This window comes from Methanomicrobiales archaeon HGW-Methanomicrobiales-1, from assembly GCA_002839675.1.
Classification (GTDB): domain Archaea; phylum Halobacteriota; class Methanomicrobia; order Methanomicrobiales; family Methanospirillaceae; genus Methanoregula.
On the sequence record PGYM01000001.1, the window covers coordinates 837,023 to 853,028 of the forward strand.

General features: G+C 46.1%; 15 protein-coding genes. 4 read left to right on the top strand and 11 right to left on the bottom strand.

The genetic code is table 11. The features are described from left to right. Nucleotides 1-2: 2 nt before the first annotated feature. The 6 genes from CVV30_04330 to CVV30_04355 form a co-directional block, all read right to left on the bottom strand. Nucleotides 3-470 (bottom strand): hypothetical protein, encoded by a 468-nt coding sequence (locus CVV30_04330; GenBank protein PKL70585.1) that lies wholly within the window; start codon nt 468-470, stop codon nt 3-5. After that, nucleotides 467-1,702, bottom strand: coding sequence for a hypothetical protein (locus CVV30_04335; GenBank protein PKL70586.1), 1,236 nt, complete (start codon nt 1,700-1,702; stop codon nt 467-469). The genes CVV30_04330 and CVV30_04335 overlap by 4 nt, the downstream gene beginning before the upstream one ends. A gap of 81 nt (nt 1,703-1,783) precedes the next feature. Beyond that, nucleotides 1,784-2,911, bottom strand: a complete 1,128-nt coding sequence (locus CVV30_04340) for an ATPase (protein PKL70964.1) — start codon at nt 2,909-2,911, stop codon at nt 1,784-1,786. Nucleotides 2,912-2,919: 8 nt separating this feature from the next. Continuing rightward, complete coding sequence (locus CVV30_04345) at nt 2,920-3,771, bottom strand: hypothetical protein (protein PKL70587.1); 852 nt, start codon at nt 3,769-3,771, stop codon at nt 2,920-2,922. A 22-nt stretch (nt 3,772-3,793) separates the two neighbouring features. Then, a complete protein-coding gene (locus CVV30_04350) occupies nt 3,794-5,584 on the bottom strand; it encodes a hypothetical protein (protein ID PKL70588.1) in 1,791 nt (596 codons plus the stop codon). Further along, nucleotides 5,581-5,841, bottom strand: a complete 261-nt coding sequence (locus CVV30_04355; protein ID PKL70589.1) for a hypothetical protein — start codon at nt 5,839-5,841, stop codon at nt 5,581-5,583. The genes CVV30_04350 and CVV30_04355 overlap by 4 nt, the downstream gene beginning before the upstream one ends. Before the next feature lie 519 nt (nt 5,842-6,360). Here CVV30_04355 and CVV30_04360 point away from each other — a divergent pair. Beyond that, nucleotides 6,361-6,873, top strand: coding sequence for a hypothetical protein (locus tag CVV30_04360; GenBank protein PKL70590.1), 513 nt, complete (start codon nt 6,361-6,363; stop codon nt 6,871-6,873). A 308-nt stretch (nt 6,874-7,181) separates the two neighbouring features. Then, complete coding sequence (locus CVV30_04365) at nt 7,182-9,101, top strand: hypothetical protein (protein PKL70591.1); 1,920 nt, start codon at nt 7,182-7,184, stop codon at nt 9,099-9,101. A gap of 69 nt (nt 9,102-9,170) precedes the next feature. Here CVV30_04365 and CVV30_04370 read toward each other — a convergent pair whose 3' ends face one another. Next, entirely contained in the window at nt 9,171-9,869 is a 699-nt protein-coding gene (locus CVV30_04370; GenBank protein ID PKL70592.1) for a hypothetical protein, read from the bottom strand. A gap of 538 nt (nt 9,870-10,407) precedes the next feature. Between CVV30_04370 and CVV30_04375 the strand changes: the two genes are divergently transcribed. Next, nucleotides 10,408-10,971 carry an N-acetyltransferase gene (locus CVV30_04375; protein ID PKL70593.1) on the top strand — a complete coding sequence of 188 codons (564 nt, stop codon included), beginning with the start codon at nt 10,408-10,410 and terminating at the stop codon, nt 10,969-10,971. Between the two features lie 82 nt (nt 10,972-11,053). On the opposite strand, the gene CVV30_04380 is transcribed toward CVV30_04375, so the two are convergent. The 4 genes from CVV30_04380 to CVV30_04395 form a co-directional block, all read right to left on the bottom strand. Beyond that, nucleotides 11,054-11,488 (bottom strand): hypothetical protein, encoded by a 435-nt coding sequence (locus tag CVV30_04380; protein ID PKL70594.1) that lies wholly within the window; start codon nt 11,486-11,488, stop codon nt 11,054-11,056. Then, complete coding sequence (locus tag CVV30_04385) at nt 11,463-11,717, bottom strand: hypothetical protein (protein ID PKL70595.1); 255 nt, start codon at nt 11,715-11,717, stop codon at nt 11,463-11,465. The genes CVV30_04380 and CVV30_04385 overlap by 26 nt, the downstream gene beginning before the upstream one ends. A gap of 337 nt (nt 11,718-12,054) precedes the next feature. Further along, nucleotides 12,055-12,864, bottom strand: a complete 810-nt coding sequence (locus CVV30_04390) for a hypothetical protein (protein ID PKL70596.1) — start codon at nt 12,862-12,864, stop codon at nt 12,055-12,057. Further along, nucleotides 12,861-13,145, bottom strand: a complete 285-nt coding sequence (locus CVV30_04395; protein ID PKL70597.1) for a hypothetical protein — start codon at nt 13,143-13,145, stop codon at nt 12,861-12,863. The genes CVV30_04390 and CVV30_04395 overlap by 4 nt, the downstream gene beginning before the upstream one ends. 1,648 nt (nt 13,146-14,793) lie before the next feature. On the opposite strand from CVV30_04395, the gene CVV30_04400 reads away from it, so the two are divergent. After that, nucleotides 14,794-15,765: a gfo/Idh/MocA family oxidoreductase gene (locus tag CVV30_04400; GenBank protein ID PKL70598.1), complete on the top strand. Its 972-nt coding sequence runs from the start codon at nt 14,794-14,796 to the stop codon at nt 15,763-15,765. The last annotated feature ends 241 nt before the right edge of the window (nt 15,766-16,006 follow it).

Consider the following 16,006-nt stretch of genomic DNA (forward strand, 5'->3'; position numbering starts at 1 on the left):
GTTTATGTTCCGGTATAATATTTCCTGAACTGGTAGGTGCGGACCGACTGGAACGCGAGGATTAGGATAATTATACTCCCGAGAACCAGGAGCAAGGACAGCACATGGTTTGAGACCTGGACGAGCAGTGCGACAATCAGTGAACTGCCAAAGAAAAATGCCAGGTTTTTAAAATCCTGGCGGGATTCAAGGATTCCCAATACTCCACTCATGATTCCGGCAAGCATGCAGAGGGCAAATAATCCCGCCCAGATATTTGTTATACTGCATGCAACCACAAGGGCTTCACCACTACATGCCAGGTAGAACCCGCGATCCTGCCCTGTTCGGGAGAGCATGAGGACGAAAAAAAAGATGATGAGCAGGATCATATTGAGATACCACTCCGGTAAAGCCTGGAAGATAGTAATGGCGGTGATCCCGGCAGCCAGGGCCATGAAAAACCAGTATTCCGGCAGGAGAGGTTTCATGCATGCCCCCTGAGATTATTTTCAGGATAATCCCGTAATCCGGATTTACCCGGGCGTGTGGAATCCATAATCCTGACCTGCACCCGGATATTCTGGGATCTTAATGGTCGTTCCACGTGCCGGATATGGCTGTTGTCCCCGCATCCCAGCGAGAAGATATAGGCTTCAGTCATCAGGAGCTGGGAGAGTGTCCGGGCAACCTGCCCGGAAAACAGGGGGGATCTCTGGTACTGCAGGATGCTGAGATATCGGTTGCGCAGGAGTTCATAAAATTCCTTTACCGGCGAATCTTCAGCCAGCCGGAGTGCTTTTTCACTATCCCGGACATGTGACCGGAGATCTGAACGGTCCGGCATGTGGTAGAAGTGAACCGGTCGTTCTGCCGGATGCATCCATTCCAGGAGTTCGGACATGCAGCGGGAAATGTTCTTTTCTTCCCGTATCAGGTGAAGAATATTGGGCCCTGATATGATGAGCACCGATACCTGCTGGTATTTCTCTATAGTCTGCTTCACCATGCCGGCAGCTTCAGATACCATCCTGTTGAACTCCTTCTCCGGATAGGGAGCGCCACACCAGGGAAGATCGATAATAATCAGGGGGGGATGATTCATCAGCGCGGTATATTTCCGGATAAAGAGTTTGTCGTATTTGGCAGAGATCTTCCAGTCAACATGCCGCAGGTCATCGCCGGGACAATATTCCCTTAGGGAATGGATATCTAACCCACTTCGCACACTTTTTTTCCGGTTATCCCTTGTACCTTCCGATAACTCCGATACCGGTGCTGCGAACAATCCTGTCGGCAGGACGGTAAGAACGGGCTGTCGATCAGATTCCCGTGCCAGGCAGAGAGAATCTTCAAAAAAAAGATTCCGAACCGTCACCGACACCCCGGAGAAAGGATGAGATCCATGGGTGAGAGGAATGATCTGGTAACTGCACTGGTGTGCCGGTAACGAGTGATCAGGACGGGTTGCTATTGTTGTTTCACCCTCTGCAAGGATTGTACCCGAGGGAAGCAGATCTGAAACCAGCACCTGCATCCGGGGCAATCCCCTGAACGAGATGCTGGAAACCACCTGGAGTTTTGTCCCTTTCCTGACAGGATTCCGGCTGAGTGTCCGCTGTATCTCTACTGACCTGACAATTTCCTGCATGCGGTGCTCAAAGAGGATGTACTGCCCCAGAATGGCGGTGATGAGTGTACCCCCGGCAAAAAATATCCCCATATCATCGAGGATAAGCGAACAGGAAATAAGGAGGATGCCGGTAAGGCATAATCCCTGGGTACATCGTCTTAGCAGCAAAACTCAGAGCACCTCGACTTTTGCCAGTATCTCATCCAATACCTGACCCCGCGTGATTCCCTCGATCTCTGCGTCCTGGGAGAGTATTATGCGATGGGAGAGCGCTTCTTTGGAAATATGCTTGATGTCATCAGGAATGACATACGTGCGATTATTCAGGGCAGCCAGTGTCTTACCCCCGTTGATGAGGGCTAACGAGGCACGGGTTGATACGCCAAGTTCAATATCCGGGTGTGTTCGTGTTGCAACAACCAGGTCCCGGATATATTTTAAAACCGGCTCTTCGACAGTGACCTGCCTGACTACCTGGATATAGTGCCTGAGAATCTGCGGATTGAGAACCGGCCTGATTGTCCTGGAAAAAGAATCCCAGTGAAGCTGACCGGCATTTGCACGTTTTATAATGCTGAGTTCCTCTTCAGCACTCAGGTAGTCCGACCGGATGCTGAACATGAACCGGTCACGCTGCACTTCGATTAACGGAAATGTTCCCTCGAATTCATGGGGGTTTTGTGTTGCAATAACAAAAAAAGGCGATTGCATCGGCAGGGTGATCCCATCCAGGGTTACCTGGCGTTCACTCATTGCCTCGATAAAGGCACTCTGCGATTTCGGGTTGATACGGTTGATTTCATCAACGAGCAGGATGTTGGTGAAGACCGGCCCTCTCCGCAGGACAAATTCTTTTTTATTGGTATCATAGATCCGGACCCCGAGCATATCTGCAGGCTGGGTATCTATTGCCCCCTGAATACGGTTGAAACTGCAACCGGTGATTAACGCAATGGTTTTTGCAATCGTTGTTTTTGCCGTACCTGGCACTCCTTCTACGAGAATGTGGCCCTCGTTAAGAAGGGCAATCAGGATCAAATCGATGATATCCTGGTTACCGACAACAAATTCATTCAGTTTTTCATTGATTGCGGCAGATAACCGGGTAATCTCGCCAATCTCTTTTTCCAGTTCGGATGCAGACAGCCGGGCAATATCCGGATTCTCTATTTTGGGGGAATCTGCTCCAATCCCGGTTGTGGCAGATCCCCGGGAACCGTCCGGTTTATCCTTTTTCTCTTCACGTGCATAGATTCGTGATATGTCAGCAATTTTTTTTTCCAGGTTGTTCTGCGTCATCCTGCCCCCTAGATTATCTTCTTTTTCCATGCCCATGCCATGCCCAGCATCAACAGGCATAATATGAAAATCTCTATATTTACTGTGTTTCTTATTACATGAAATATTTCGCCCACTCCATCGGCATTGCCGGTACGGGAATTCATCTGGTCGATCAGGACTGAATTATCACCGGCAACAATATTCCGGATAAGGAAACGGTTATTCTCGTTTTCTGCCGGGGAATACATACTGTTGATAAAGATGCTCGGATCGGAGAGAACGATGAGTTGACCGGATCCTATTGAATCAAGGGTCATGACCGGAAAAGTTCCCATGTTCTCTCCCGTATTGAGCCTGCGATCCCCATTGCCATCGCTCCAGCTCATAACTGAAGTCAGCATAAGCGGAGAACCGCCATCCAGCGGAGCGGCACGGTTTAATGCTATATCCTCGGGAAGAGTTACCGGGCTTTTTTCCGCAGAATGGTACGCTATGACCGAATAGGGATCAGCATTACTCCGGTCAAGACTCGACAGGTTCCCCGGAAGGATCTTAATGCTGCTGCCAATCCCGTCCAGGATCTCATTTCCGGTTCCAAAATCATCTGCAAGGAAGATCGTGTTGCCTCCTTGCAGAAATGCACGGTACGCCGTGAGTTCCCCGGCTGCAGGATGACGGTATGGCGCAATAATCAGGAGAGTAGTATTGCGTGGGTAACCGGCAAGTTTATCCGGATCTGAAATTTCCACGCACCGGTGCCGGTCGAGATCGGAAAAAAACGAAGAGGTGCCATTCCAGCCAACATTATAGCGCGAGAACTCCATGTTATTGGCAGAAATATGTATGATAAGGATGAACACGGCTGCAAGGAGTATCATTCCTGCAATCCAGGTTTTTGTCCTAATGTTTTTCACCTCCCATCAGGTCATCTGTTGATTGCATCGCCGTCTCGAATATTGCCTGCTCTTTTACCGAAACATTTCCTCCATACCGGATCCGCTCGTAGATAGAGATAAACCGGGCAAAAGTCCCGCAATACGGCTTTCCCCGGCAGTTACGGGACATCTCCCGTGCAGTCAGCGTCTTATACCGTTTAATATGGAAGTCACGGGCAATTCGCACTATTAATTGTTCATAGACCTTCCTTGAAGCGGTACTCAATCCCTGGTCTTTCAAAAGCCGGGTATAATATTCGATCAGGGTCTCTTTTCCCGGGTCCCTTGTATCATCATCCGGGTTTTTATTTTCCGGCTCGTATAACGAAAAATTGTTGTCCGTATCAGGGAGTCCTGAACGGGGAATCCCCGGCACCGGGATTTTTTTCCTTGTCATCCGGCGCAGGTAGAATACTGCAACTCCGAAGAAGAGGATGATAATTGCAATAATGGAAATAATAAGCCCGATGAGGCCGTAATCCGGCTCAAAACCCTGAATGAGCGAGACATCCACCATACGGGGTTCGCTTTCTGAAGGATTCACCGGGTACCCGTCCCCTGAGAATCCTGCAATCAGGGTATGTCTTCCGGCGGGAAGCTGGATTTGCCGGAAGAACTGTCCGTGCAGATCTGTTTTGGTAACAATGACATGGGTCTTATCCCACGAGATCTGGATTGTTGCAGATCTTACCGGGTGATTTGCCATTACTGTACCCGAACAGTTCACGTTACCGTTCTGGTCGGGTTTACTTATCGTAAGATTGGTGACTGAATCAACCGGGATAACGGTGAGGGTCCGGTTCACCGAGCGGGATGTGGGGGATCGGGCATACAGGGTATGGGTACCAGCATCGATTCGTTCAATGGGGAGTTTGACATTATAGTAGCCGAACATATCCGTTGCGATCGTTGATACGGGTTGATCATCGATATAGAGAATGATGGGTTTGTTCTCCGCACGAAGGGTCGTGTTTCCCCGGAGTGTCAGGGAGATTCCCATGTACTCAATAATATCTAAGTATTCTCCCGATTCGGGTTTGACAAACAATGATACGCGATCTTCCCCGGGAATGAGCGATGTGTCAACAGGGAGAAACGACGTGGTTTTTGGCTGCTCAATATCCTGAACGATCTGTGCGACCTGGCTCTGGCTCTCTTTGTTTTTGGTTGTATCGAGACCCAGTTTTGAACTGGCTGCAGCAATATTTTCTGTTGCATTGGTGTAGCGCTCCTTAAGGCCCCGCACTTTCTTGCGTAACTCATCTCCCCTTAACCTGACGGTCGAGAGCATATCCTGGTTGTTCTGGCTGTTGTACTGGATCTCCATCAGTTGCAGGGAATCTAATGAAGCTGACGTGTTTAACAGGGATTCCAGGATCTCTTTTTGCAGGGCTGTGTTCTCTTCAATTTTCTGGATCTCGCTCTCATTCATATCCAGCCGGACAATCAGGTTTTTTATCGATCCGCGGCTTTTTCCAAAGCGTTCAAGATCCCTGCGGGCCTGTTCAATATCATGGATCCGGAGATTTAAGGAAACCGGCCCGGTAAAATCGATGAAATCCTGTATCTCCGGTAGAATGTCGGTAGTGCTGTTCTGCGACTGTTGTTTCAATGCTTCCCTGTTCTCATGAAACGAGGAAGGAAACGTGTCTTTTTCAAGGGAATAGATGAGGGGATTTGAAGTAGTAAGAAAGAACGCCAGGAGTATCGTGATAATAAGGACTGCGAGAATTGCATAACGAACGTTTGTGTTCATTTGTGTAATATCTCCAGGACTTTTAATGCTACAATCCCGCCGAACAGGAGAATTCCTGCTGCAACGACATATTTGAGATATCTCATGTAAGGAGGAAGAGAAAATCGTGTGTCCATCAGTTCAACAATGACGAGAAGTCCGATTAACCAGAGGACAAAAAAGATTTCCATGTCAATGCGTTGGGCAAGGAGCATGAAAATGCAGATAATCAGGAGCCAGATTGCTATGATGACGACAGCGAGAACCTTCTTTTTCATCGTTCAGGTTAAGTGTTAGGAATCCCGGCTATAGGTAATTTTCTTTTTTATATGCCGGATTTGATATACCCTCTCTCTTAATAATTGTTTTATTCCCCGTATCTCAATGTCGATAAGAAATAATTATGAAAAGGAAGGGAGTTGCCCGGGAATCACCGGTCATCAGGCATGAAACTGCATACTCCCCAAAGAATATTTTTGCAATGAATCTGCCGGTGTCCAGTCCGGGAAATGCCCGGCAATCACCGGTCATCAGGCATGAAACTGCATACTCCCCCGGGATATTTTTGGAATGAATCTGCCGGTGTTTCGTCCGGGAAAATGAAATTTGATCGATTCGGGTAATGAGGGTCCCGTTTAATATTCTTGTATTCGAGTGAATAATTCCCGCACGTTTTCCATGGTTCTCCCCAATATACGAAGAAAAGTGCTGGGTGTTTCATACCCACTTAAAAAACCATGATTTTTTTAGAGAAACTTTTTACATATTAAGGCAATAATAAAGAACGGTAGATATCTATGACAAAATATCCTCTCGCCGGCATGGGAATCCTTATTCTCGTGCTGGTAATAATCGTGTGCCCGGTTCAGGCCTTCTCGGCAAAAAACCTTGATATTTCCATCCAGGATAATACCAATGCAATAATCACTTTCAGCTATGATCTCTCGTGGTATGAGAGCATCGCGGTCTTTTCCCGGATAGCAGATCCCGGCACAGAGCTGGCAAAAGCGCTCCGGACCCAGTTTAAAAAAAATGTGGAGGTAACCTCTGTTACGGGAAATTCTGCCCAGTTCCAGGTGGAAAATTTTGCCTCCCGTGCGGTTAACGATGGGGCCGTTTCTTTGAATACGCCGTCGCTCTCCTTTAAAAATGCGGATAAAGTATTGAAGAAATACTGGTTTGCCTCATTCATCAGTCCGGATTTCTCACCAGAGATCACCCGGGTCAGTTTCCCCGACGGGTACTCTGAAGAGTTTTATAACCGGGATCTTATTCCTTCCGTTCACCATACTCTGGTCATGCCCGCCTGAGTAACCCATTTTCCCTTTTTATCCGGCTCTGTTGAAACCCTTCCTGATTTTTGCTCTATATTGCAATGATCGAAGTAAGAAAACGTTTATTGGGATTTCAACTGAGGGTTTCTTCAGAGAGCCTTTTCTCCATTAACTCCCGGTTATCGCTCCTTTTTTTAAAACATAAACAGCTCCTGCGGCAGAGAATTTCTCCGGCGTTCTCCCGAACTTAAAAGTGAATACTGCTGCTATCGATCAATCCTAGGGTGATGGGTAAATGATACAAAACCAAAACGGATGAATATTATGACATCTGATAATATTTTATGGAAAAAATTCAGATTCAGTTTAAAGAATCTGATTATAAGATCTATTATGATTATTGTTTGAGATATTACCAGATTCATGATGCCATGAGGATACAATCCCTGCATGCATTCCTCGATCTTTTTGAAAAAGGTATTATTCCGCTCGAAGAGCAGGACATTAACAAGGTCCGGCAACTCCTCTTACTAAAATGCAATGACTTAAAAAAAGAGGATAACGGCACCCGGGAGAAGGGAGATACAACCATGCTCCTCCAGCTGCGGGTATGTTCGGATCTTCTTTTGTTTATCGAAGACCTGGAAAAAATTTACCGTCTCATCCAGAAACAGGGGATTTCTGCAAATTACTTAATGATTCTCGGCACTTTTTCCCGGGTAATTGAAGAGAACCGTTCCTCACATCCCGTTAGCAGGTACGAGCTGAAGAGCGAAGTTATCGAAACCCTGGCACAACCCCTTGCCGGGATAATCCAGATGAGGCTGGGGACCGACCGTAACTGGCGTTCGGTTCTTCGTGAATTAACTTTTATTGCAGCCCGGTTCAACCAGCTCTACCCGGAACCAAAATTTGACCTGGACATCCTCCAGCTCGTTGGACCCGCAGTTGTATCTCATTTTAACAAGGATGTGGACTTCCGCGAGATTCGTTCGGTACTGCCGTCCTATTATGAGGACAGCGAACTCGAGGAGTTCGAAGCGCTCCTGAACCAGACGCCGGATATATTGAAAAACGATCAAACTAAGGAAATAAACTGGGACGCAATTTTTGAGCCGCTGAAAGTTATTGCCGATGCGGTTGCCGTCCAGCGAGATCATTGGGCTGAGCGCAATGCGAAACTTTCCGACCAGTATTCGCTGGTATTGCCCGTGGGAACCACATCATCCAATAACGGGATATATCCTGCCGGTGTCCCGTCTCCATCATATCCCGATGAACCCCGGGCGAACCGGTTCAAAATATTTGATATCGGTGTAAGTCCGGAATTTTCCCATCAGGCAGAGTCTCCGGTTACCGTTTCTACGGTGTCTGACACACCCCTGAAAAAACCCGAAATAGTGCAATTTGCACCGGTTTTTATCGGAGTCGCAATAATCATCTTATTTATTTTCGGAACCATGTTTGTTTCCGGTGACTGGGATCTTTTTGGTGCAGGAAATACCACCAACTCGACTACGGTGATCGATAAAAACATTACAACTGCAAAACCCGCTGCTACAACTGCACCAAAAGCTACGACCGTAAAACCTGCTGCTACCGCTGTACCCAAAGCCACTACTGCAAAACCCACTGCTACCGCTGTACCCAAAGCTACGACCGCAAAACCCACTGCCACCCCTACCCCAAAAAGCTATAGCTCAGCGGATATCGGGAACCATCTTATGGAAATTGCCTTTGGTCCTGACAATAGTAAAATTCAAAAACCCACAAAAGACCGGGTAGCAATCTCCATTTCAGGAACCTATAATGAAGATGATATTGTTCTTGTGAATAATCTAATCAGCCAGTTTAATACGTATTCTTCCACCACAAAATTATCAGAAAATATTGATTTGTCAGGTGCTTCGGACATCTGGCTTAATTTTTTACCGGGAAATGCGTTAACCCAGATAAAGGATGAAGAGATAACATATTCTTATAAAAATATGCAGACCGGAGATTATTATTTCCTTCGCACGGACGATAAAACCTATGTGAACTCCGATTTAAAAGGAGCTGAACGATCGCGATGGATTTTACGTGCGGTTTTAAATAACCTGGGATTTTACGGGGAAACGGCAAAATATCCTGGCAGTTTGTTTTATACCGGTACCGTCACTGCCACACAACTTGATGATATCGATCTCAAAGCATTACAGTTAATGTACGGCAAAAAAGTAACCAATGGCATGACAAAAAGTACGGTGAAAACCCTTTTTTAAAAAGATATTTTTTCCTGATGATTACTATTGATCGGGAGCTACAGGGAACCCGATATTTCCTGCCATAATTCACCGTTTGCTGATTTTAGTCTGCCAACGCCAGGCCAGACCGGCTGAAAGGGCAATAACTATGCCGCCGATAATTAATTCTCCGGGTTTGCTCCAACCGATCTCCGAGAGGGAATGTTGTGTGATTCCCCATCCAATGATTATGCCTGAAAGGATACAGAGCAGGAGTGCACATACGGTTGCGGCCAGGGAAAAAACCGGGCGGTTTTGATTGACTATTCCGGTTATATCCTGCCGGTAAAAAAAGAGCAGGACGCCAGACCCAAGTATGACGGCCAGGACCAGTTCAAAGGGATTTTTGAGTTCCTGGGACAGCATGAAAAAAAAGTAATCGCTGTTTCCCACTCCTTTAAAATTTCCGAGAAGCGGGTAATACCAGTTCGGGGGTTGCAGCCACATCTGGTCAAGGATCTGGTGCGAGAGAATCCCCACGCCAACTCCCATGACCCCGGGATCTTTTTTGAGTTTCCAGATCACAAGACCGCATGCCAGGACAAGCATGGCGACAAGAAGGGTATGGGAGTAAATGCGGCCGTACCCGATTGTTGTGGGAAAAAGAAGATAGCCTATCGGTTTATCGATCAGGTCCGGAAGAACTGCACCAACCGTACAGGGAATAAGCCATCGTCGGTCATCCAGGAGATCGCTGATAAGAAACCCGAGAATGAGACCGGTGAGGAGGTGGAAGAAAAAATACATGGAGGTATTTGATATATTACCGTTCTTCGATTAAAAGATCAGTATCTCTATCGAAAGATTAGTATCTCCATCGCAAGATCAGTATCTCTATCGGTAATGCGATTTACCTGAAATGAAAAAAGATCTCATAAAAATTTTAACTATTGGGACCAGGAGATTTTTCTGGAACCGATTTCTGAAACAGGATCCATCATCACTATTGATCGCCGAGGTTTACCCGTTGATAAGAATTGAGTATTTGGTGTAACCTTAAAAAAAAATCAAAAGTTTTCCTTTTACGGTGCGTAATTAAATTTTTCTCTTTTATAGGTCAAGGATAATCGATCCAAAGATTTTGTTACCGGGTAAGAGAAGCATCAATGACAGGAAAATTACCGGGCAGAGATATCATCAGTTAATCCCTGGTGATTGCCTATGCCTCTCATATAAAAACGTTATTTTCAAAAATACAAATGAAAAACATTATCATATAGACATTATTATAATAAAATATAAACAATAATTTTCACGGACTTAACAGGATGCGAAGGTATTCATCATGATTCCCGATAACTGTCTGAACAATCAACTGTCATTCCGGATGGTCAAATCCTCCCTGATTGGCCTTCCCTCGCCATCTGCCATCAGGTCTGATAAATTTCCCGGTGTACGGATTGGATCGGATCCGATTATAGGAAACCACTGCATCATTTACGGCAATGTATTTATCGGGGATGAGTTCAGGTGCGGCGATAATGTACTCATTCGCGACAACACCTCGCTGGGAGACGGTGTTTCGATCGGCAACTGGTCTTTTATCGATAACGATGTTGTGGTAGCCGACCGCGTTACCATTGGCGATGAAGTCTGGGTACCCCGATCAACCTGGATTGGCAGTCATGTGGTTATCGGCCCCGGTGTCCGGTTCCTGTCCGAGTCCTTCGATGCAGGTGCAATTTCGTCGAGACCTCCGGGGATCATTCTTGAAGAGGGTTGTATCATCGGGAAAAATGCGGTTATCAGCCCGGGGGTTTGTGTCGGGGCCGGTGCCCGGGTGGCAGATGAAGCGGTAGTTACTGAGGATGTGCCACCGGTTATCATTCTTAATCATGATAACTCCTGAAAACTCGAGGGGTTTTTTTCCTAATAATCCCGGGATATCTTTTTTATAAAGAAATCTAAAAAAAATATTCCAGAACAGGTAATTATCCGGTAAATGGATTGATTACGGTTATCCACGGAAGCTTGGTAAAATGAGAATCTTCTGTATAGATTGTATCTATATTATGCTGTTTCATGGTTGCGGCTAGCAAGGCATCCCAAAAATGGAGGGAGTGCTTACTCCGGATATCAACAGCATCCATAATCGTCCCGGAATCATAGCCGATTACCGTCCAGCTATCGAACGAGACAATATCCCGGATAAACCGTGTAACAACCGTATCCGGTACCGGGTGTTTCACTTTTTCCATCATAACAACGGAAAACTCAGCAAGGTTTTGTACTGAAACACAGAGAGCGATCTCGGAGCGCCAGCACCGGGAAAGAAGTTCTGCTGCCACTGCCCTTTTCTCCGGCTCTCCCGCGTCAAGGGCATAGCAGAGGATATTCGTATCAATAAGAGCCGGTAGTGCGATCATAGAGATCCTTTCGTTCCATTGAAAGTCTCTTGCCGAGACGATGTCCGGTCTCGAGAAGAGCAAGTGCGTCACGTGCGATCTCTTCCTGGGATTGCTTCTGTACCCAGTGTTCCAGCGCTTCGGTTGTTGCCTTGCCCAGAGACCCTTTCCGCTCGCCCAGTTTCTTTTTTGCCGCCTCCCGGAAGCGCCTCTCCGTATCATCATCGACTGTTATGGTAATGGTGCCCATGTACATTTACATATGTTTTTGATTTATTTAAATATATTGGAAATGTAAATAAATAAAATCTCAAGTAAGGTTTTGCATATGCGGAGATGAGAGGATGCTACCAGATACCTGTTGTAAATGAATTGAATCCGCAGAACTGTTGGTCTCTGTCGGACTGAAGTAATGCTATTTGATGTGTTTTGTGAAATAAACTGAATTCTGTGATTTTTTTGCATGGATGAAATGAAGACCGGTTTTTTCCCTTGATATCTGAATTGCATGCCAGAGATGCAAGCCCAGTCCGGGAAAAGAGTGTGATCATAAAGTGCCGGCGATATCTCCGAAAAAAAAAGTTTTATTATTCTGCAACCGGTTTGTCGAATGCCGGAATTACGGCTGGCACATTTTCTTCCTGCCGTTTTTCCTCATTTCCAAGTTCCTTACGGTTATCCTCATTTACATCATTCTTCCGGTTGTCCTCATTTTCATTTACCTGCCGGGAATTTTCATTTCCATCCCCCTTCCGGTTGTCTTCATTTTCATTTACCTGCCGGGTCTTCTCATTTCCATCCCCCTTCCGGTTGTCCTCATTTTCATTTATCTGCCGGGAATTTTCATTTCCATCATTCTTCCGGTTATCCTCATTTCCATTTACCTGCCGGGTCTTCTCATTTCCATCCCCCTTCCGGTTGTCCTCATTTTCATTTACCTGCCGGGTTTTCTCATTTTCATTATTCTTCCGGTTTTCTTCATTTCCTTCCACCAGCCGGCTCTCCTCATTTTTATGCTCTTGCCGGTTTTCCTCATTTTCCTCATCCTGCCAGCTCTCCTCATTTTCGAGAACTTCAATACTCCCATCCAGGATGAGGTACCGGTGCCAGGCCCTGTCCGGACCTCGTACCCAGAGTTCCCGGTAAATCCCTTCAGGAATTCTGAGTGCCCGCAATTCCCCTATCTCCTGCCTGCAGGATCTCAGGATATCTGAAACCCCATACTGCGAATATTTCAGTCGCCGGATTCGGACAAGGCTGGGGCATTCCCGGTCACAGATTACGAAATCGAACGGCAACTTTGCTTTTGTCACCAGCTCGATGAGCATGAATCCCCATATGACTGCCTTGCGCCGGGCCTCGCCGATCGCAACGACCGGCTTGTATCCCCGGGTCATCCGGCCTCACCATTTACCGGGTCCTGTTCCGGGATCCGTGACCGGAAATATCCGGGCATGACATTTTGTTCAACCTTCTGTTCCTGAAGTTGCCGGGGCGGTTTCCTAACCGGATTCCTGCAACTTTTTTGTGTACCCGGGCTCTGTATTCCCGCCAGGATTATTTTCCCGATCCTGTCGTTATCCATTGCCGTGTACGTTTTGGTTTCTTCCGTAGTTCTCATATTTTTTCTTCTCCTGCCGCATGCCTGGCCGGTTTGGCCGGGAAATTTCCGGAGCATATGCTATCCGCTGATACATCCAGAGGAGAGTTTCGCCCCGGTTGCTGCCCGGTTTGTGCCAGGCCGTGTGGCATTACTGTATAGGATCTTCAGCAGGATAGGTCTGGCTGAATAAACTACTGGCATGTCAAAAATACGGCTTTTCCAAAGGATCCTGGATGAACGGGGCCTGAATTTAGCGTTATTGAATTCGCAAAAACGGGAACTGGCAGGTGCAGCCAGAAGGGTTCCTGTTGTCCGGATATTCCTCACCCCTTATTAATCCACCAGATTTTCCGTTTACCCCCTCTCAAAAAAACGGTCATAGCCGCATCCGGTGGCAGGATCTTTTTGTATCCAATAGGTAATTTGTGGCAAAAACAGCCTTCTAAGAACACTGCCAAAGAGAAAATTTCTGGTCCCTGTTTTAGCGGGATTGGGGGATTCCGGTTACAGATTACGAGTATTTTTCCAGCGGTGGACAAGAGGCCCGTGATTTTGTGTTCACCAAAATGTACTCAAGGAAAAAGGAGGCTGATTTGGGGTTATTTTGAGTCTGAGGAGAGCTATTCCTCTCCCCCGGAAAACCCGGAGACGTATTCTAGTTGATGAAAACTTTGCCGTTGAGTAATTCTGCCTGGAATGATCGTGTAAATGAATGGCATGGCTCCTGAGATGGCCGAAAGGGTTGGGATCTTTTAAAAAACGGTGCGTGCATATTCGGCAAATATCTTCGCGTAAAAATGTCTTTTCTGTGGAGTCATGTGTGCTGATCCCTGCCCTTACAATCGGTAATATGGCCAAAAAAGTGCCATTCCTGAACACCGGTAAAGAGTAAACATATTTCCTCATTTTGCCCTTCGTTTTCCCGTTTTCCATTATTTTCCTGCGACTTTTTGTTGTAGTGGACAGCGGATCCTGATGGCCGTGTCCGCCAAATTCCGGTGAGGGGTAACGGGGCTCAATTTGGGCGTATTTGTGGTGTGGGGGGGCTGGATCCTTTTAGTCTGGGTACCGGGAGAAATAACTGCTTTTTGGATTTTTACCGCCAGTTATTTATCAGATTTTTTTCGATTCCTTTTTCAAAAAATACCTTTACCTGTACTATCCTGGAGAAGAATAACTGATTATTCAATGAGTAATGGGATGTCAAAATAGGCTTCTCATAATACTATTAAAGAGAAAACCGAAGATGTTGTTTTCATCGGTATTTGGTGATTCCGGGGGTAATTATATAAATTTCTTCAGCGGTGGACAGATGAACCGTCGCAGGGTGTTCACCGGAATTTTCCGGAGGGAAACGGAACAATATTTAGAGGTATTTTGACCGTTTTTCCATCAGATCCTCTCTGGTATGATGTATGCTCAGGTTCCCACGTAATACAATGATGGGATTAGATGTTTAGGTTTCAGAACTTTTGAAAAAGGCCGGTAAAATCTCTATTCTTTCTAGAATCTATATTCAGAACAAGCGAATTTTCATGTATGCCGGGAAGGGTATGATGAATATTTAAAAAATTTTTAAAAGATGAATTTCATCCGAATATTATTACTCGCAGTATAATATCGAAATATTTTTACACTACTTGTGAGAATAGTAATAATTCTGGCAATTTTATAAAACATATTCTTTCGAGGTCAAAAGAAAAAATCAGGATAGTGAAAATATATGGATGTTGGTGTTATCGGATGCGGAATGATGGGCAAGAACCATGCCCGGATTTACTCGGAGCTCAAGTTAGCCGACCAGGTCTATATTTATGATCCTGATCTAAAATCGGTGAAGTTCCTGACGTCCCATTGTGAATTCGTTACTCATTGCCCTACTATAGAAGATCTTATCCAGCATGTCGATGCAGCCAGTATCTGTGTACCAACGCAGTACCATTTTGCGGTTGCAAAACAGATGATCGAATCCCATATTCCGGTTCTTATCGAAAAACCGATCTGCCAGACCGTAAAAGAGGCTGAGGATCTCGTGAATTTAATCCCGGAAGATCTGACCGTTGGTGTAGGGCACATCGAGCGGTTCAATCCTATTATTCCTGAACTTGCCCAGATCATCAAGCACCCGCTCTATATCGAGATCAACCGGCATAATCCCGCTTCAACCCGTATCACCGGAACTTCCATTATCGAGGACCTGATGATCCATGATATCGATCTTCTTTTCAATCTCTTCCCCATCAGGAGCTGGAGCCTTACCTGCTCAGGTAATGATGATGTTGCCACTGCACTTTTCACCATCAACGAATGTCCGGCCATCCTGACGGCAAGCCGCAAATCCTCAAAAAAGGTCCGCAGGATTTACATCGAGGAGGAACATTTCACGGTTGAGGGGGACTTCATGGCCCAGGAACTGTATATTCACCGGAAGCCAGGACGGTTCTCTATTGAAGGAGAGCGGTATTCCCAGGAAACAACGATTGAAAAAGTCCAGGTCAATAAATCAGAGCCTCTCAAAAAAGAACTCAAGACATTCCTCCGGGCGGTGCGGGACAAGAAGACGTTCCCCGTCACGCCAAAACAGGGGCTGAACAATATGGTACTCTGCGAACAGATCCATACCGGGATGTGCCGGTGCGGGCAGGTGCAATATCCGGAGGGCATGAGATCTGCGGTGGTGGAGAAAGGGATCTGACTGGAGTTCATGTTGTATCGAGGTCAGAAGATTATCTCGGTGCTTAATAAAGTGATATGATATTCCGATCAATAATGCTCGGTTCCGGTTTGATTGCAATGTGATTTTTATTTTGTTGGGTCTAGGGGAAAGATTAGGACATTATTACAGCTCCACATTTAATTTTTGGTAAATAGCATAAATCCGGATGAATTGGGTAGTATTTATTAAAGCCCATCACCTTAATGATGTATATTGAAAC